This window comes from Bacillaceae bacterium S4-13-56, from assembly GCA_040191315.1.
Taxonomy (GTDB): domain Bacteria; phylum Bacillota; class Bacilli; order Bacillales; family JAWJLM01; genus JAWJLM01.
Map to the genome: position 1 here is coordinate 16315 of JAWJLM010000019.1, position 17886 is coordinate 34200.

The following is a 17886-nucleotide window of genomic DNA, read 5'->3' on the forward strand; positions in this document are numbered from 1 at the left end:
GTGAAACGAAAAGAGTAGGTGGTGGGGACGGCCTCTGATTGAAGTTTTACTTTATGTGGAAGAGGAGAATAAAGGGGGGAACAGGATGAAAAAAATCTATCGAATGTTAAAAGATGATGTAGATGTTGTTTTTGATCAGGATCCTGCAGCAAGGACTTATTTTGAAGTTGTATTAACCTATTCGGGGCTTCATGCGATTTGGAATCATAGATTGGCCCATGCGTTATATAAGCGTAAATTTTTCTTTTTAGCTAGAGTTATCTCCCAGGTAAGCCGTTTTTTTACAGGGATTGAAATTCATCCTGGTGCTAAAATTGGTAGAAGGTTTTTTATCGATCATGGGATGGGAGTCGTTATTGGGGAAACTTGCGAAATTGGAGATAATGTTACCATCTTTCAAGGGGTAACTCTTGGAGGGACAGGAAAAGAAAAAGGAAAGCGTCATCCAACAATCAAGGATAATGCTTTAATAGCAACAGGAGCAAAAGTTTTAGGTTCCATTGTTATTGGAGAGAATTCAAAGGTTGGAGCGGGTTCTGTCGTATTACATGATGTGCCACCAAATTCTACCGTGGTTGGTATCCCTGGGCAAGTCGTTATACAAGATGGCAAAAAAGTGCGTCGTGACCTTGATCACCACAAGCTACCAGATCCAGTTTTAGACCGAATGAACAAAATGGAAGAAGAAATAAAAAAACTACAGGAAGAGTTAGAACGTAAGGAGGAAAGGACCCATGGCCATTAAATTATATAATACGATAACACGAAAGAAAGAAGTCTTCACTCCTATAGAAGAAGGAAAAGTAAAAATGTATGTATGCGGTCCTACCGTCTATAATTATATTCATATAGGGAACGCTAGGCCAGCCATTGTTTTTGATACCGTGAGAAGATATTTTGAATACCAAAATTATGATGTTCACTATGTCCTAAACTTTACCGATGTGGATGACAAAATAATTAAAGCGGCCAATGAATTGGGTGAGGAAGTTCCGCAGTTAGCCGAACGCTTTATCGATTCCTATAAACAAGATGTAGGTGCCCTTGGCGTAAAAGAGGCCGTTGATCATCCAAGAGTAACAGAAAATATGGAAGAGATCATTGCCTTTATTGATACTTTGGTCAAAAAGGGTTATGCCTACGAATCTGAGGGCGACGTGTATTATCGCACCCGTTCTTTCAAAGAATACGGAAAACTATCACATCAATCTATCGATGAATTACGTGCGGGATCACGTATTGAAGTGGGAGAGAAAAAGGATGATCCACTGGATTTTGCCCTCTGGAAGCAAGCGAAACCTGGAGAAATTTCATGGGAGAGTCCATGGGGTAAAGGTCGTCCTGGTTGGCATATTGAATGCTCAGCTATGGCTAAGAAATACCTAGGGGATACAATTGATATCCATGCCGGAGGGCAAGACCTCACTTTTCCTCATCATGAAAATGAGATTGCGCAGTCTGAGGCATTGAACGAAAAGAAGTTTGCTAACTACTGGATGCATAATGGTTATTTGAAAATCGACAATGAAAAAATGTCTAAGTCTCTAGGAAATTTTATTTTAGTGAATGAAATGATTCAAAAACATGATCCACAAGTTGTTCGTTTCTTTATGCTTAGTGTCCATTATCGTCATCCTATTAATTTTAGTGATGAGTTATTAGATAGTGCGAAAAACGGATTAGATCGGATCCGCAATGCCTATCAGAATTTAGAGCATCGAAAACATTCGTCTACAGGATTTGGTAAAGAGGAAGAAGAAATTAACGCAAAGATTGATGAGTTTATTCAACGTTTTGAAGAGGAAATGGACGATGATTTTAATACAGCAAACACCATTGCTGTTCTGTTCGATTTAACAAAGGAAAGTAATGTCTATCTACAACAAGGGCATACTTCTAAAGAAACCATTGAAAGTTTTCAACAGGCCTTTGAAAAGATTGCTAACGTGTTAGGGATTATGCTGAAAGTAGAAGAAAAACTTTTAGACGAGGAAATTGATTCTTTAATTGCGGAGCGTATCCAGGCAAGAAAGGATAGGAATTTTCAAAGAGCAGACGAAATTCGTGATTTGTTGAAGGAGAAAAATATAATGTTAGAGGATACACCACAGGGAACTCGTTGGAAAAGAGGATCATAATGGTGGATGCTAAACAAATGAAAAGCTTAACTCTGGCTTATATGGGGGACGTCCTATATGAGCAATATGTTAGAGAACATCTGATACGAAGTGGTCAAGTCATGCCGCAGCGCCTACACGAAGGTGCGGTCCGCTTTGTGTCTGCTAAATCTCAAGCAAGGGTTTTGCGTGAATGGATAGAAGATCAGCTGTTGTCAGAAGAAGAGGTAGCTGTTGTTCGAAGGGGACGAAATGCAAAATCGGGTTCAGTTCCTAAAAACACCGATGTGCAAACCTATCGATACAGTACTGCGTTCGAGGCGTTATTAGGATACTTATATTTTTCCCATCAAAATGAAAGACTTATTGATCTCGTAGAATTAGCCATCAAGTCTGTAGAAAGGAGCGATTCCCAGTGAGTGAAGAATGGATTATTGGAAAGAATCCAGTGTTAGAAGCATTACGGTCAGGCCGAGAAATGAATAAAATATGGATAGCGGAGCACCTTCAGTTTCAAGCAACAAAGCAAATACAACAGTTAGCCAAACAAAATAATACGATTGTTCAGCAGGTGCCCAAGAAGAAGTTAGATCAAATGTTTGAAGGAAATCATCAGGGAGTTGCAGCTTCGGTAGCTGCCTATGAATATTCCACTTTGGATGCTTTGTTTGCTAAAGCGAATGAAAAAGGGGAAGCACCTTTCTTTCTTCTACTTGATGAGCTGGAGGACCCTCACAATCTTGGATCGATTTTGCGTACAGCGGATGCGGTAGGAGCTCACGGTATTATTATTCCGAAGCGGAGATCTGTGGGATTAACAGCTTCAGTGGCTAAAGCCTCAACAGGAGCTATTGAATATGTGCCCGTAGTAAGAGTAACCAACCTCTCACAAACCATCGATGAATTAAAGGAAAAGGGAGTCTGGGTGGTTGGTACTGATGCGGAAGGTAAAGAGGATTATCGAGAACTTGATGGAACATTACCCCTTGCTTTAGTTATTGGTAGTGAAGGCAAAGGGATTAGTCGTCTCGTGCAAAAAAATTGCGATTGGATGATTCGACTCCCAATGAAGGGGAAGGTCACTTCATTGAATGCATCAGTTGCAGCTTCTCTCCTCATGTATGAAGTTTATAGGAAACGCAATCCTATAGGTGATTGAAAATGGATGCCTTGATCGTCGATGGTTATAACATCATTGGCGCATGGTCTGATTTGCGTAATCTTAGGGAGAGGGATTTAGCGCAGGCAAGAGATAAGTTAATTGATTATATGTCTGAATATCGAGCGATTACTGGGTTTCGAGTAATTGTAGTTTTTGATGCTCACTTTGTAAAAGGGAATGAAAAGAAAATTAAAACAAGAAAAGTCGAAGTTGTTTTTACACGTGAGAATGAGACAGCAGACGAATGTATCGAGCGGTTAGTCAAAAAAATTAAAAACGTAAAAAATCAAGTGTATGTGGCTACTTCGGACTATACGGAACAACGTACAATCTTCGCTCAAGGAGCACTTCGAAAGTCTGCAAGGGAGCTTCTGTTGGAGATGGAGGAAGTAGAAACAGATATCAGAAAGGAAGTTAAAAAGCAAAAAGAAGTTGTTCATCATTCTAAAATTCCAATCTCCAAAGATGTGTTAGAGGTTTTTGAAAGATGGAGAAGAGGGGAAAAGTAGGGAATACTTATGTTGACGCTTACGAGACGCATCCTGTATAATATTTCTATATTTAGGGAATTACGTTCAGGGGGATACCTTCGTGAATTACTCACAAGATGAAAACTGGAAAAATGGTTTTTTTGAGAAATTGTCAGATGAAGATGTTGTTGAACTTGTTCAGGCTGGGGATACTCATGCATTAGAATATTTAATCCATAAGTACAAAAATTTTGTCCGTGCAAAAGCTAGGACTTATTTTTTGATTGGTGCAGATCGTGAGGATATTGTTCAAGAAGGAATGATAGGTTTATATAAAGCTATACGTGATTTTCAAATGGACAAGCTCTCTTCTTTTAAAGCTTTTGCTGAATTATGTGTAACCCGTCAGATTATTACAGCTATTAAAACAGCCACACGTCAAAAACATATCCCTTTAAATTCCTATGTATCTTTAGATAAACCAATTTATGATGAAGAGTCAGACCGGACGTTATTAGATGTGATTGCAGGTGCAAAATCTTTAGACCCTGAAGAAATGATTATTAATCAGGAACGTTTTGGAGATATGGAGTTCAAAATGGCCGAAATTTTAAGTGATCTTGAAAGAAAAGTTCTAAATTTATATTTGGACGGGCAGTCCTACCAAGAAATCTCTTTAGAATTGGACCGGCATGTAAAGTCTATAGATAACGCCTTACAGCGAGTGAAAAGAAAATTAGAACGTTATCTGGAGTTAAGTGAAATCTCACTGTAAGGAAGTCATTGACTTTTTTATACAGCTCGTGCTACATTATGAGAAGTGACTATAAATAGAACCCTTTTGGGGTGTTAGTGATGAGGAAAAAACTTATTTTAGCTTGTTCAGAGTGCTATCAACGTAATTATAGTTCTTATAAAAATACAGAAAGTCAGCCTGAAAGATTAGAAGTGAAAAAGTATTGTAAAAAATGTGAGAAACATACCCTTCATCGGGAAACAAAATAGTGTTCCAGGCTTGGGAAAATAGGGGGGAACATCATGAAGATTGGAAAGTTTTTTAAAGATATTGCACGCGAAATGCGAAAAGTAAGTTGGCCTAAGAGAAAAGAACTTACGAAATATACAATTACAACAGTTGCAACTGTTTTGTTTGTTGCAGTGTTTTTTGCAGTAGTAGATCTTGGAATTTCTTCATTTCTTGAACTGTTTTTCGAATAAAGTCGGATATGTTATGCTATAATGTAGATAGAATCTTGGTGAGAAAACCCGTTTAACGGGTTTTTTAATTACAAAAAATTAAGTGAACGTTATGAATTAGATTAAGTAGGGAGGGAAGGGCAACCCAGTTTGTCCTATATGACAATGGAAAAAAGATGGTATGTAATGCACACGTATTCCGGCTACGAAAACAAGGTCAAAACAAACCTTGAAAAAAGAGTAGATTCAATGGGAATGCAGGATAAGATTTTCCGAGTAATGGTTCCTGAGGAAGAAGAGACGGAAATCAAAAACGGGAAACGTAAGACTGCAAAGAAGAAAGTATTTCCAGGATATGTTTTAACTGAAATGATTATGACTGATGATTCCTGGTATGTCGTTCGAAATACTCCAGGGGTAACTGGGTTTGTTGGTTCGTCAGGATCTGGATCTAAACCAACTCCGCTTTTGCCGGAAGAGGCAGATGTTATTTTGAAGCGCATGGGTATGGAAGAAACGGTTACTGAGGTGGACTTTGAGTTGAAAGAATCCGTTCGAGTAAAAGAAGGGCCTTTTGCTAACTTTACAGGAAGTATTGAACATATTGATATAGACAAGCAAAAGGTAAAGGTTCATGTGAACATGTTTGGACGAGAAACTCCAGTAGAGCTAGACTTTTCTCAAATTGAAAAGCTTTAAAGTCTGAAAGGGTTGCGTCTGATAAGGTTGCGTCTGATAAGGGTCAAGCCTCTTATCAGTCTAGCTCTATTGACTAGAATCGGTCCCTCATCTCGGGTCGATAAGTCAACATCGATTCGCGTTGTGAATCGTGTATCCTATGGGTCTGCAGGATGTAGGTCGCATCGGCGTTGTCACACAATGTGACGTTTTTAACCGACGATCCTTAATCTCGATGAGGTCAACATCCTTACGTCGATGAACAGGGCGTTTGGCTTTTCATTTATAATTAGCACTTGCAATCTCTACGCATTAATGCTAAAATTTTTTATGTTCTTTATGCCGCGAACCAAGGCAAGGATAGATAAATGAGTGGGAGGGGACAAACCCCGTTACCACATCACGGACTTAAGGAGGTGTGTCTCGTGGCTAAAAAAGTAATTAAAGTTGTCAAACTACAAATTCCTGCAGGAAAAGCCAACCCGGCACCACCAGTTGGACCAGCATTAGGTCAAGCGGGTGTAAACATTATGGGATTTTGTAAAGAATTCAACGCACGTACAGCAGATCAAGCTGGCATGATTATTCCAGTTGAAATCACGGTGTTTGAAGACCGTTCATTTACATTCATCACTAAAACTCCGCCCGCTGCAGTTCTTCTAAAGAAAGCAGCTGGTATCGAATCAGGATCTGGGGAGCCAAACCGCAACAAAGTTGCGACTGTAAAGCGCGATAAGGTTCGTGAAATTGCAGAAACCAAGATGCCTGACCTGAATGCTGCTGACGTTGAAGCGGCTATGCGTATGGTAGAAGGTACTGCGCGTAGTATGGGAATCGTCATTGAAGATTAAACCCACAGTAGCACTCTAGATGGAGGAAAGGGTTGCGAAGATGGGTTTCCATTTCGCAACCTTTATTCGTGGGAGGTAAAACCGTTAAAACCACAATCAAGGAGGAAATTGAATATGGCTAAAAAAGGTAAGCGTTATGCAGAAGCTGAAAAGCTAATTGACCGTACTCAAGCTTATGAAGTAAAAGAAGCAATTGAATTAGTGAAGCAAACAGCGAAAGCTAAATTTGATGAAACAGTAGAAGCTGCTTTCCGTCTTGGAGTAGATCCTAAGAAAGCAGACCAACAAATTCGTGGCGCTTTTGTTTTGCCACACGGAACTGGTAAAACTCAACGTGTGCTTGTATTTGCAAAAGGAGATAAAGCGAAAGAGGCTGAAGCTGCTGGAGCAGATTACGTTGGAGAATCTGATTATATCAATAAAATTAACCAAGGTTGGTTTGAGTTTGATGTGATCGTAGCAACTCCAGATATGATGGCAGAGGTTGGTAAACTAGGTCGTGTTCTTGGACCAAAAGGTTTAATGCCAAACCCTAAAACTGGAACGGTTACTTTTGAAGTAGAAAAAGCCGTAAAGGATATTAAAGCTGGTAAGGTAGAGTATCGCGTGGATAAGTCTTCTAACGTTCACGTGCCGATCGGTAAAGTATCTTTTGATACAGAAAAGCTTGTTGAAAACTTCGAAGCTATTACAGAAACTTTATTAAAAGTAAAGCCTCAATCTTCTAAGGGTGTTTATATGCGTAATGCAGCTGTTGCTTCTACGATGGGCCCTGGTGTGAAAGTTGATGTTTCTGAATTAGTGCGTCGTTAATTTCTAAGTTGACATTGCTTGTATTATTCGATATAATCTTCAATGTTGTGAAATAGAATACGTTATACCGTAGACAGTAGGTGCGTTTGCTTAATATCCTACCGAGGTGTGCTCATAGAAAACAGGAACGAAAACTGTTGATGATGTTGTGCCTCCATGTCTACATGGAGGCATTTTTCATGCACGAGCGAGCGGTATGATGAACAATCAATAGGAGGTGGAAGAATGAGCAAAGTAATCGAGCAAAAGAAACAGCTTGTTTCTGAAATTGCTGAGAAGCTTCAAAATAGCAAATCAACAATTCTTGTTGACTATCGTGGACTAGATGTTGCGGAAGTAACTGAACTTCGTAAGCAACTTCGAGAAGCTGGAGTAGAATTCAAGGTTTACAAAAATACAATGACTCGTCGCGCAACTGTGCAAGCAGAACTAACTGCACTTAACGAATCTCTAGTTGGTCCTACAGCGATCGCTTTCAGTAGCGAAGATGTAGTAGCCCCCGCTAAAGTGTTAAATGAGTTTTCTAAGAAGCATGATGCATTAGAAATTAAGGGTGGAGTTATTGAAGGGAATGTTGCTACACTTGATCAAATCAAGGAGCTTGCAGACCTACCTTCACGCGAAGGCCTGCTTTCTATGCTACTCAGTGTGCTTCAAGCACCAATTCGCAATCTTGCTTATGTTACAAAAGCAGTTGCAGAACAAAAAGAAGGCGAAGGAGCATAAGGCTCGTCGCATAAGATACGAAAATAAAATTTTATTAGCTATTTAAGGAGGAAAATGAAAATGACTAAAGAACAAATTATCGAAGCAGTCAAAGAAATGACTGTTCTTGAGCTTAACGATTTAGTAAAAGCAATTGAAGAAGAGTTTGGTGTAACTGCTGCTGCTCCTGTAGCTGTAGCTGGTGGCGCTGCTGGTGCCGAAGCTGCTGAAGAGCAAACTGAATTTGATGTAATCCTTGCTGAAACTGGTGCATCTAAGATTAAAGTTATCAAGGTTGTACGTGAAATCACTGGTCTTGGCTTGAAAGAAGCTAAAGAACTAGTTGACGGTGCTCCGAAGCCTGTTAAAGAAGGTATTACAAAAGAAGAAGCAGAAGAACTTAAAGCTAAGCTTGAAGAAGTTGGAGCTAAAGTTGAAGTTAAGTAATTTTAGAGAAAAGCTCGCTATCTAGCGGGCTTTCATTTTTACTTTATCCCACATGAACGGGGCGGTAATACCCCCACCTCAAATCTTAAGTGAAAAGAAAAGAGTAGGTGGGGGATAAATTGCCTGTTAATGTCCGATTGGTTCAAGGGCTTTTAGGTCATGCCCTTGGGTGCTAACGACAGTGGGGGACGGCCGCTGATTCAATTTTCACTTTATCCCTCAATTTTCTCGTGATCCACAATTAACACGCTTTGTATTTGTGCTTTATTTACCTTGTGATTTTCAATCAACGAAAGGAGAAGTACATGAGCGAACATTACTATTCTAAAACTCCACAATCCAAAAGTGATCAGAGAAACTTTACATTTCAGCTGCGAAACCATTCATTTATATTCACAACAGATCATGGAGTGTTTTCTAAAAATGAAGTGGACTATGGATCAAGAGTCTTAATAGATGCGTATCAACCACCTGAGATCGACGGAATTAATGTTGATTTAGGATGTGGGTATGGACCTATCGGTTTATCTCTAGCGAAGGCGTTTCCAGACCAAGCTTTTCTTTTGGTGGATGTAAATGAAAGAGCATTAGAGTTAGCTGAAATAAATCGTAACCAAAATCACATTCCCAACGCAACGGTAATGCAGAGCGATCGCTTGCAAGATGTGCATCAACAGCCGATTGCGTCTATTATTACAAACCCCCCCATTCGAGCTGGTAAAGAAACTGTTCACCTGATGCTAGAAGAAAGTTTTGAAAAATTAACTTCAGGGGGTCAATTATGGGTTGTTATTCAAAAAAAACAAGGGGCCCCTTCTGCTAAAAAGAAAATGGAAGAGTTTTTCGGTGAAGTAGATACCGTTGTTAAAGATAAAGGTTACTTTGTCCTTGTGGCCAAAAAGTTTGACTGAAAATTTCCATTGTGCTATTATAAAAAAATGCCAATGTGGATATTTGTTGTCAAGTATTTTTTTTATTATCCACAAATTCTCATTTTTCCAATTGGGTGTATAATTCATGAGCTTTTAGTAAACAATGGTAGAATCGAAAAATGCTTGGAGTAGTTTTCATAGATAGAAGATATTTTTTCTATGAAATTCAGCTAGCTAAAAGTGGACAAATGATGGAATTTGGAATTTGATTGGAAGATAGGCTTGGACGGTAAAATTAAATGATTGATAACCGTGCGAGCTATTTTAGTATGCCTATGAAATGCGATTTAATGGCGAATGCCATTAAGGATTTGGCGTAAGTCAAATTCAGAAATAAAAATGCATGATTTGAGGGGTGAATCAGTTGACAGGTCAACTAGTTCAATATGGACGACACCGCCAACGTAGAAGCTATGCGCGTATCAGTGAAGTTCTAGAATTACCAAATCTCATTGAAATTCAAACAGCTTCGTATGATTGGTTCTTAGAAGAAGGTTTGAAGGAGATGTTCCAGGATATTTCACCTATTGAAGATTTTACGGGTAATCTTTCCTTGGAATTCATTGATTATAGTCTCGGAGAACCAAAGTATCCTGTAGATGAATCAAAAGAGAGAGATGTCACATATTCAGCTCCTCTTCGTGTCAAGGTTCGTTTATTAAATAAAGAGACCGGCGAAGTAAAAGAGCAAGAAGTGTTTATGGGTGATTTTCCATTGATGACAGATACAGGTACTTTTGTAATAAACGGGGCAGAACGAGTTATTGTATCTCAGCTGGTTCGTTCACCAAGTGTTTATTTTAACTCTAAGGTAGATAAAAATGGAAAAAAAGGGTACACAGCAACGGTTATCCCTAACCGTGGCGCTTGGCTGGAATATGAAACAGATGCCAAGGATGTAGTGCATGTTCGTATTGATCGAACAAGAAAGCTTCCGATTACCGTATTGCTTCGTGCATTAGGTTTTGGTACAGACCAAGAGATTATCGATCTAATTGGAGATAACGAATACTTAAGAAATACTCTAGAAAAAGATAATACCGAAAATAGCGAAAAAGCGCTACTAGAAATTTATGAAAGATTACGTCCAGGCGAACCACCTACTGTTGAAAATGCAAAGAGTCTCTTGTTCTCTCGCTTTTTTGACCCTAAGAGGTATGATCTAGCTCATGTTGGTCGTTATAAGATTAATAAGAAGCTTCACATTAAAAATCGCTTGTTTAACCAAGTTCTTGGAGAGACTCTAGTTGATCCTGAGACTGGCGAAGTATTGGGTAGCAAAGGCGACAAAATAGATCGTCGTATGCTAAACCGTTTACTTCCTTATTTAGAAGGCTCGGAAATCAATTTGGGAGATCGTGAGTTAGAACCACATGAAGGCGTACTAAATGATGTTATTAAATTACAGTCTGTAAAGATTATTGACCCAACAGATCCTGAAGGAGAACGACTTTTAACGGTTACAGGAAATGGTGGGGTTGATACTTCTATTAAAAACATCACTTCTGCTGATATTTTAGCTTCTATTAGTTATTTCTTTAACATTCTACATCAAGTAGGAGATACCGATGACATAGACCATTTAGGAAACCGTAGGCTTCGTTCGGTTGGTGAACTCCTACAAAACCAATTTCGCATTGGTTTATCCAGAATGGAACGAGTGGTTCGTGAGCGTATGTCGATCCAGGATACTGCGTCGATCACACCACAACAGCTTATTAATATAAGACCTGTGATTGCATCTATTAAAGAGTTCTTTGGTAGTTCACAGCTTTCACAGTTTATGGATCAAACTAACCCGTTAGCAGAACTTACGCATAAAAGACGTTTGTCTGCCCTGGGTCCTGGTGGTTTAACGCGTGAACGCGCAGGATTTGAAGTGCGTGACGTTCACTACTCCCACTATGGTCGTATGTGTCCAATTGAGACACCGGAAGGTCCGAACATCGGATTGATTAACTCTCTATCATCCTATGCAAAAGTAAATAAGTTTGGATTTATAGAAACTCCTTACCGTCGTGTGGATCCAGATACAGGTAAAGTAACTAAGTTTATTGACTACTTGACCGCAGATGAAGAGGATAATTACGTTGTAGCCCAAGCAAATGCAAAGTTGGCAGACGATGGATCTTTCGTAAATGAAGAGGTTATTGCTCGTTTCCGTGGGGAAAACACCATCGTTAAACGTGATCGAATTGACTATATGGACGTATCTCCAAAACAAGTAGTATCCGCTGCGACTGCATGTATTCCATTCTTGGAAAATGATGACTCAAACCGTGCCTTAATGGGTGCGAACATGCAGCGTCAGGCTGTACCTTTGTTAAATCCCGAGTCACCAATTGTTGGTACTGGGATGGAATATGTTTCTGGTAAAGATTCAGGCGCCGCCGTCATTTGCCACCACGAAGGAATTGTTGAACGTGTTCAAGCAAAAGAAGTTATCGTTCGTCGCATTTCCGTTGTGGATGGAAAAGAGGTAAAAGGGGACACAGACCGTTACCGTTTACAAAAGTTTATTCGTTCCAATCAAGGAACTTGCTATAACCAACGTCCAATTGTAAGTGAAGGGGACCGAGTTACAAAAGGTGAAATTCTCGCGGATGGGCCTTCTATGGAGCTTGGTGAATTAGCTCTAGGACGAAATGTGTTAGTAGGATTCATGACTTGGGATGGGTACAACTATGAGGACGCCATTATTATGAGTGAGCGCCTTGTAAAAGATGATGTCTATACTTCAGTTCATATTGAAGAATATGAGTCAGAGGCTAGAGATACAAAACTAGGACCAGAGGAAATTACACGTGATATTCCAAACGTAGGTGAAGACGCACTTCGTAATTTGGATGAGCGCGGAATTATCCGTGTTGGAGCTGAGGTTAGTGATGGAGAATTACTTGTTGGTAAAGTAACCCCTAAAGGAGTTACCGAACTTACCGCTGAAGAAAGACTTCTACATGCTATTTTTGGTGAAAAAGCACGTGAAGTTCGTGATACATCTCTACGTGTGCCTCATGGCGGAGGCGGAATTGTTCTAGATGTGAAGATCTTCAATCGTGAAGATGGCGATGAGTTACCGCCAGGTGTCAACCAATTAGTCCGTGTTTACATTGTTCAGAAGCGTAAAATCTCTGAAGGGGATAAAATGGCTGGGCGACACGGGAACAAAGGGGTTATTTCAAAAATATTACCTGAAGAAGATATGCCTTATTTACCAGATGGAACACCGATTGATATCATGTTAAACCCATTAGGGGTGCCATCTCGTATGAATATTGGACAGGTATTAGAGCTTCACTTAGGTATGGCCGCTAGACAACTCGGTATTCATGTTGCCTCTCCTGTTTTCGACGGAGCGCGTGAAGAAGATGTTTGGGCTACTCTTGAAGAAGCTGGAATGGCGCGTGATGCGAAAACCGTACTTTACGATGGACGCACAGGTGAACCATTTGACAACCGTGTTTCTGTTGGCGTCATGTATATGATCAAATTGGCTCACATGGTTGATGACAAACTACATGCACGTTCAACCGGTCCATACTCACTTGTTACGCAACAGCCACTTGGTGGTAAAGCACAATTTGGTGGACAGCGTTTTGGTGAGATGGAGGTATGGGCCCTTGAAGCGTATGGGGCAGCCTATACATTACAAGAGATTCTTACAGTTAAATCAGATGATGTGGTTGGTCGTGTGAAAACGTATGAAGCTATTGTTAAAGGTGAAAATGTACCTGAGCCGGGAGTTCCTGAATCCTTCAAGGTATTAATTAAAGAGCTTCAAAGCTTGGGAATGGATGTAAAGATGTTATCAAGCGATGAACAAGAGATTGATCTTCGCGACATTGAAGACGAAGATACACAATCCGCAGAAAAATTACAGTTAGAATCTGAATAATCATAAGCTGAGCAAAATTGTTCCTGTATGTAAGCTTAGGGTAAAACCCGAAGATTATTAGGGAGGTAGGCCCCTTGCTAGATGTAAATAATTTTGAGTATATGAAAATTGGTCTTGCTTCACCAGACAAAATTCGTTCTTGGTCCTTTGGTGAGGTTAAGAAACCAGAAACTATTAATTATCGTACGTTAAAACCTGAAAAGGACGGACTGTTTTGCGAACGAATTTTTGGTCCAACCAAAGACTGGGAATGTCATTGCGGAAAATATAAGCGTGTACGCTATAAGGGTGTAGTTTGTGATCGATGTGGCGTTGAAGTCACAAAGGCTAAGGTTCGTAGAGAACGCATGGGGCATATTGAGTTAGCTGCCCCGGTGTCTCATATTTGGTATTTCAAAGGGATTCCAAGTCGAATGGGTCTTGTTCTAGACATGTCTCCAAGAGCACTTGAAGAGGTAATTTATTTTGCTTCTTATGTAGTAACAGATGGAGGAGACACAGCTCTAGAGAAAAAACAACTTCTTTCGGAAAAGGAATACCGTGCTTATCGTGAGAAGTACGCCCAAGGCTTCCAAGCGCAAATGGGTGCAGAAGCTATTCGAAAGCTGTTAAAAGATATTGATGTTGATAAAGAAGTAAGCTCATTGAAGGAAGAATTGAAGACAGCACAAGGTCAGCGTCGTACACGCGCCATTAAGCGTCTAGAAGTTCTTGAAGCCTTCCGTAACTCTGGGAACGATCCATCTTGGATGATATTGGATGTTTTACCGGTTATTCCGCCGGAACTTCGTCCAATGGTTCAGTTAGATGGTGGTCGATTTGCAACATCAGATTTGAATGACCTTTACCGTCGTGTAATTAACCGTAATAATCGTTTAAAGCGTTTGTTGGATCTGGGTGCGCCAAGCATCATTGTTCAAAACGAAAAACGTATGCTTCAAGAAGCGGTAGATGCTTTAATTGATAATGGTCGTCGTGGACGTCCAGTAACAGGACCCGGAAACCGACCTTTGAAATCTCTTTCTCATATGTTAAAAGGGAAGCAAGGACGTTTCCGTCAAAATCTATTAGGTAAACGTGTTGATTACTCTGGACGTTCCGTTATCGTTGTAGGACCTAATTTAAAGATGTATCAATGTGGATTGCCTAAAGAAATGGCTTTGGAGCTATTCAAACCTTTTATAATGAAGGAGCTGGTAGCCAAGGGCCTTGCACACAATATCAAATCAGCTAAAAGAAAAATTGAACGAATTCACCCTGAAGTATGGGATGTCTTAGAAGACGTTATTAAGGAACATCCGGTGTTGCTTAACCGTGCACCAACTCTTCACAGATTGGGAATTCAAGCCTTTGAACCAACACTAGTGGAAGGTCGTGCGATTCGTTTGCATCCACTAGTATGTACAGCATATAACGCAGACTTTGATGGTGATCAAATGGCGGTACACGTTCCGTTATCTGCTGAAGCACAAGCAGAAGCTAGATTGCTAATGCTAGCTGCTCAAAATATTTTGAATCCTAAGGATGGAAAACCAGTTGTTACCCCTTCTCAGGACATGGTATTAGGAAACTATTACCTAACCATGGAGCGTAAGGGCGCCATTGGTGAAGGAATGATCTTCAAGGATACAAATGAAGCTGTAATTGCTTATCAAAATGGATTTGTTCATCTTCACACTCGAGTAGCCGTTTATGCAGGTTCTTTGAAAAACAAGACTTTCACTGAAAAGCAAAACAAACAGCTGTTGCTAACTACTGTTGGGAAACTAATTTTCAATGAAATTTTACCAGACACTTTCCCATACATTAATGAACCAACAAGGTTTAATTTAGAAGTGAAAACACCAGAAATGTACTTTGTTGATCAAGCAACAAATGTGCGTGAGGAATTAGATAAACGTGATTCGATTTCTCCTTTCAAGAAGGGAATCCTCGGAGACGTTATCGCAGAAGTATTTAAACGTTTTGAAATTAGTGAAACTTCAAGAATGCTTGACCGAATGAAGGATTTAGGATTCAAATATTCAACCAAAGCAGGTATTACTGTTGGGGTTGCAGATATTGTGGTTCTTCCTGAGAAGAAGGAAATCCTTGATGCGGCGCAGGGCAAAGTGGATAAAGTGTTGAAACAATTCCGTCGAGGTCTGATCACTGAGGACGAACGTTATGAGCGTGTCATCTCTATCTGGTCACAAGCAAAAGATGATATCCAGGATCGCCTCATGAAGAGCTTGGATGAACGAAATCCGATCTTTATGATGAGTGACTCTGGTGCGCGTGGTAATGCCTCTAACTTCACTCAGCTTGCGGGTATGCGTGGTTTGATGGCTAACCCAGCTGGTCGAATTATTGAGTTGCCAATTAAATCTTCATTCCGTGAAGGATTGACTGTGCTTGAGTATTTCATCTCTACCCACGGTGCCCGTAAAGGTCTTGCGGACACTGCTCTTAAGACAGCGGACTCTGGTTACTTAACTCGTCGACTTGTAGATGTTGCGCAAGATGTTATTGTTCGTGAAGATGATTGCGGTACCGATCGCGGCTTATCAGTTAGTGCTCTAACTGAGGGTAACGAGTTAATTGAACCATTAATTGATCGTTTGATTGGTCGTACAGCCTTTAAGACGGTTCTACATCCAGAAACAAATGAGGTTCTTGCAACTCGTAATGAAGTGATTACAGAAGACGTAGCACGTATCATTACAGAAGCTGGTGTAGAGGAAGTGGTCATCCGTTCAGTATTTACATGTTCCACGAAGCATGGAGTATGTAAGAAATGTTATGGACGTAACCTCGCTACTGGAAAAGAAGTGGAAGTTGGTGAGGCAGTGGGTATCATTGCCGCTCAATCTATCGGGGAACCTGGAACACAGTTAACTATGCGTACATTCCACACAGGTGGGGTTGCTGGTGACGATATCACACAGGGTTTACCTCGTATCCAGGAGGTATTTGAAGCCCGTAATCCAAAAGGGCAAGCTGTCATTAGTGAAATTCATGGTCACGTGAAGGAAATTAATGAAGTGAAAGATAAAAAAGAAGTTGTTGTTCAAGGTGATGTGGAGCAACGATCTTATACAGTTCCATACAATGCTCGACTAAAAGTTACCATTGGAGATGCAATTGCGGCAGGTCAAGTATTGACAGAAGGTTCTGTTGACCCTAAAGAATTGCTTAAGGTAACTGGCGTAGAAGGTGTACAGGAATATTTACTTCGAGAGGTTCAAAAGGTTTACCGTATGCAAGGGGTTGAAATCGGTGATAAGCACGTCGAGGTTATGGTTCGCCAAATGCTACGTAAAATCCGAGTTATTGATTCTGGAGACACCGATGTACTACCTGGATCCTTGCTCGAGGTACATCAGTTTAGAGATGCTAACCAAAAAGCATTGTTGGAAGGAAAACAACCTGCTGTTGGTCGTCCTATTATGCTTGGTATTACGAAAGCATCTCTCGAAACAGATTCCTTCTTATCTGCTGCTTCCTTCCAGGAAACAACAAGAGTTCTTACGGATGCGGCAATTAAAGGAAAACGTGATGAACTTCTAGGTCTAAAAGAGAATGTTATCATCGGTAAGCTTGTACCTGCTGGAACAGGGATGAGTCGTTATCGTAAGATTACCCCTGTAAAGGAAGAAGAACCTGCTGATTTCATTGAAACTGACGAAGAAGAATTCATTACTCAAATTTAATGATAGTCTTCAACCCTTTAGTCTCTGACTAGAGGGTTGAAACCCTAATAAATAATTGCAAGATTTAGTTGACATTGAAAATATAGAATGATAATATATTCAAGGTGCTCTACTATCCTTGTTACTTTGGAGGATTGAAATGTCTTATGAAAAAGTAGCACAGGCTCAATCAAATCTCATAATCGGGACCAAACAAACTGTTAAAGCTATGAAAAATAGCATGGTCCAAGAAGTCGTGATTGCAGAAGATGCTGATCAGCATATCACGAATAAAATTCTTCGACTGGCACATGAGCTTGGGATTCCTTACTCATCAGTTCCATCGATGAAGAGGTTGGGAAAAGCTTGTGGAATTGATGTTGGAGCTACTGTTGTGGCGATAAAGCAATAAAGTTTTGGCATTGGAAGTATCCAAACGCGAAAACTTTGTTTTTTGCCTAATTATGAACCACCTGGATATGTGGGATTACTTTTAACGCTGAAAGGAGGAAAACAGAAGATGCCTACAATAAATCAACTTGTACGCAAAGGTCGTACTTCAAAAACTAAAAAGTCAGACTCACCAGCACTTAACAAGGGATACAATAGCTTCAAAAAATCTCTTACAAATGAATCTTCACCACAAAAACGTGGAGTTTGTACTCGTGTTGGTACTTTAACACCAAAGAAGCCAAACTCAGCACTTCGTAAATATGCTCGTGTACGTTTGACAAATGGAATTGAGGTAACAGCATACATTCCTGGTATTGGACATAATCTCCAAGAGCACAGTGTTGTGCTTATCCGCGGGGGACGTGTTAAGGACTTACCAGGGGTGCGTTATCACATTGTGCGTGGAGCTTTAGATACGGCTGGAGTAGAAGGTCGTATGCAAGGTCGTTCCAAATACGGGACAAAGAGACCGAAAAAAAAGTAATGCAAGTATGA

General features: G+C 40.2%; 18 protein-coding genes and 1 other annotated feature. All 18 genes read left to right on the top strand.

All coding sequences use genetic code 11. The features are described from left to right. Positions 1-85 precede the first annotated feature (85 nt). The 18 genes from cysE (at position 86) to rpsL (ending at position 17875) form a co-directional block, all read left to right on the top strand. On the top strand, positions 86-745 hold the full coding sequence (gene cysE / locus RZN25_07110; GenBank protein ID MEQ6376595.1) for a serine O-acetyltransferase: 660 nt from the start codon (positions 86-88) through the stop codon (positions 743-745). Further along, on the top strand, positions 735-2138 hold the full coding sequence (gene cysS, locus RZN25_07115; GenBank protein MEQ6376596.1) for a cysteine--tRNA ligase: 1404 nt from the start codon (positions 735-737) through the stop codon (positions 2136-2138). Before cysE ends, cysS begins: the two co-directional genes overlap by 11 nt. Further along, a complete protein-coding gene (locus RZN25_07120; protein ID MEQ6376597.1) occupies positions 2138-2536 on the top strand; it encodes a Mini-ribonuclease 3 in 399 nt (132 codons plus the stop codon). Before cysS ends, RZN25_07120 begins: the two co-directional genes overlap by 1 nt. Next, on the top strand, positions 2533-3276 hold the full coding sequence (gene rlmB, locus RZN25_07125; GenBank protein ID MEQ6376598.1) for a 23S rRNA (guanosine(2251)-2'-O)-methyltransferase RlmB: 744 nt from the start codon (positions 2533-2535) through the stop codon (positions 3274-3276). Before RZN25_07120 ends, rlmB begins: the two co-directional genes overlap by 4 nt. Before the next feature lie 2 nt (positions 3277-3278). Next, positions 3279-3788 carry an NYN domain-containing protein gene (locus RZN25_07130; protein MEQ6376599.1) on the top strand — a complete coding sequence of 170 codons (510 nt, stop codon included), beginning with the start codon at positions 3279-3281 and terminating at the stop codon, positions 3786-3788. Positions 3789-3870: 82 nt separating this feature from the next. Beyond that, positions 3871-4524, top strand: coding sequence for an RNA polymerase sporulation sigma factor SigH (sigH, locus tag RZN25_07135; protein MEQ6376600.1), 654 nt, complete (start codon positions 3871-3873; stop codon positions 4522-4524). 80 nt (positions 4525-4604) lie between these two features. Beyond that, positions 4605-4754 (top strand): 50S ribosomal protein L33, encoded by a 150-nt coding sequence (rpmG, locus tag RZN25_07140; GenBank protein ID MEQ6376601.1) that lies wholly within the window; start codon positions 4605-4607, stop codon positions 4752-4754. A 30-nt stretch (positions 4755-4784) separates the two neighbouring features. Then, positions 4785-4967: a preprotein translocase subunit SecE gene (secE, locus tag RZN25_07145; GenBank protein MEQ6376602.1), complete on the top strand. Its 183-nt coding sequence runs from the start codon at positions 4785-4787 to the stop codon at positions 4965-4967. A 144-nt stretch (positions 4968-5111) separates the two neighbouring features. Continuing rightward, the gene (gene nusG / locus RZN25_07150) at positions 5112-5645 is read left to right on the top strand and encodes a transcription termination/antitermination protein NusG (GenBank protein ID MEQ6376603.1); all 534 of its coding nucleotides are present in this window, start codon (positions 5112-5114) and stop codon (positions 5643-5645) included. A 404-nt stretch (positions 5646-6049) separates the two neighbouring features. After that, on the top strand, positions 6050-6475 hold the full coding sequence (gene rplK / locus RZN25_07155; protein MEQ6376604.1) for a 50S ribosomal protein L11: 426 nt from the start codon (positions 6050-6052) through the stop codon (positions 6473-6475). A 114-nt stretch (positions 6476-6589) separates the two neighbouring features. Next, positions 6590-7288: a 50S ribosomal protein L1 gene (gene rplA, locus RZN25_07160; GenBank protein MEQ6376605.1), complete on the top strand. Its 699-nt coding sequence runs from the start codon at positions 6590-6592 to the stop codon at positions 7286-7288. A 49-nt stretch (positions 7289-7337) separates the two neighbouring features. Continuing rightward, positions 7338-7475: a sequence feature (ribosomal protein L10 leader region), on the top strand. Positions 7476-7513: 38 nt separating this feature from the next. Then, positions 7514-8014, top strand: coding sequence for a 50S ribosomal protein L10 (gene rplJ, locus RZN25_07165; protein MEQ6376606.1), 501 nt, complete (start codon positions 7514-7516; stop codon positions 8012-8014). A gap of 60 nt (positions 8015-8074) precedes the next feature. Next, positions 8075-8440 carry a 50S ribosomal protein L7/L12 gene (gene rplL, locus RZN25_07170; GenBank protein MEQ6376607.1) on the top strand — a complete coding sequence of 122 codons (366 nt, stop codon included), beginning with the start codon at positions 8075-8077 and terminating at the stop codon, positions 8438-8440. 305 nt (positions 8441-8745) lie between these two features. Next, positions 8746-9351: a class I SAM-dependent methyltransferase gene (locus RZN25_07175; GenBank protein ID MEQ6376608.1), complete on the top strand. Its 606-nt coding sequence runs from the start codon at positions 8746-8748 to the stop codon at positions 9349-9351. A 385-nt stretch (positions 9352-9736) separates the two neighbouring features. After that, positions 9737-13267 carry a DNA-directed RNA polymerase subunit beta gene (gene rpoB, locus RZN25_07180; GenBank protein MEQ6376609.1) on the top strand — a complete coding sequence of 1177 codons (3531 nt, stop codon included), beginning with the start codon at positions 9737-9739 and terminating at the stop codon, positions 13265-13267. A 74-nt stretch (positions 13268-13341) separates the two neighbouring features. After that, positions 13342-16959 carry a DNA-directed RNA polymerase subunit beta' gene (gene rpoC / locus RZN25_07185; GenBank protein MEQ6376610.1) on the top strand — a complete coding sequence of 1206 codons (3618 nt, stop codon included), beginning with the start codon at positions 13342-13344 and terminating at the stop codon, positions 16957-16959. A gap of 139 nt (positions 16960-17098) precedes the next feature. After that, positions 17099-17350: a 50S ribosomal protein L7ae-like protein gene (locus RZN25_07190; protein MEQ6376611.1), complete on the top strand. Its 252-nt coding sequence runs from the start codon at positions 17099-17101 to the stop codon at positions 17348-17350. Between the two features lie 108 nt (positions 17351-17458). Further along, positions 17459-17875 (top strand): 30S ribosomal protein S12, encoded by a 417-nt coding sequence (gene rpsL, locus RZN25_07195; protein MEQ6376612.1) that lies wholly within the window; start codon positions 17459-17461, stop codon positions 17873-17875. Positions 17876-17886: the final 11 nt, after the last annotated feature.

Bases quoted from the DNA above. Each gene is read 5' to 3' on its own strand.
- rplJ (MEQ6376606.1), top strand. From the start codon at position 7,514: ATGAGCAAAGTAATCGAGCAAAAGAAACAGCTTGTTTCTGAAATTGCT.
- rplL (MEQ6376607.1), top strand. From the start codon at position 8,075: ATGACTAAAGAACAAATTATCGAAGCAGTCAAAGAAATGACTGTTCTT.
- rpsL (MEQ6376612.1), top strand. From the start codon at position 17,459: ATGCCTACAATAAATCAACTTGTACGCAAAGGTCGTACTTCAAAAACT.
- RZN25_07175 (MEQ6376608.1), top strand. From the start codon at position 8,746: ATGAGCGAACATTACTATTCTAAAACTCCACAATCCAAAAGTGATCAG.
- cysS (MEQ6376596.1), top strand. From the start codon at position 735: ATGGCCATTAAATTATATAATACGATAACACGAAAGAAAGAAGTCTTC.
- cysE (MEQ6376595.1), top strand. From the start codon at position 86: ATGAAAAAAATCTATCGAATGTTAAAAGATGATGTAGATGTTGTTTTT.
- RZN25_07190 (MEQ6376611.1), top strand. From the start codon at position 17,099: ATGTCTTATGAAAAAGTAGCACAGGCTCAATCAAATCTCATAATCGGG.
- RZN25_07120 (MEQ6376597.1), top strand. From the start codon at position 2,138: ATGGTGGATGCTAAACAAATGAAAAGCTTAACTCTGGCTTATATGGGG.
- rplA (MEQ6376605.1), top strand. From the start codon at position 6,590: ATGGCTAAAAAAGGTAAGCGTTATGCAGAAGCTGAAAAGCTAATTGAC.
- nusG (MEQ6376603.1), top strand. From the start codon at position 5,112: ATGGAAAAAAGATGGTATGTAATGCACACGTATTCCGGCTACGAAAAC.
- rpmG (MEQ6376601.1), top strand. From the start codon at position 4,605: ATGAGGAAAAAACTTATTTTAGCTTGTTCAGAGTGCTATCAACGTAAT.
- RZN25_07130 (MEQ6376599.1), top strand. From the start codon at position 3,279: ATGGATGCCTTGATCGTCGATGGTTATAACATCATTGGCGCATGGTCT.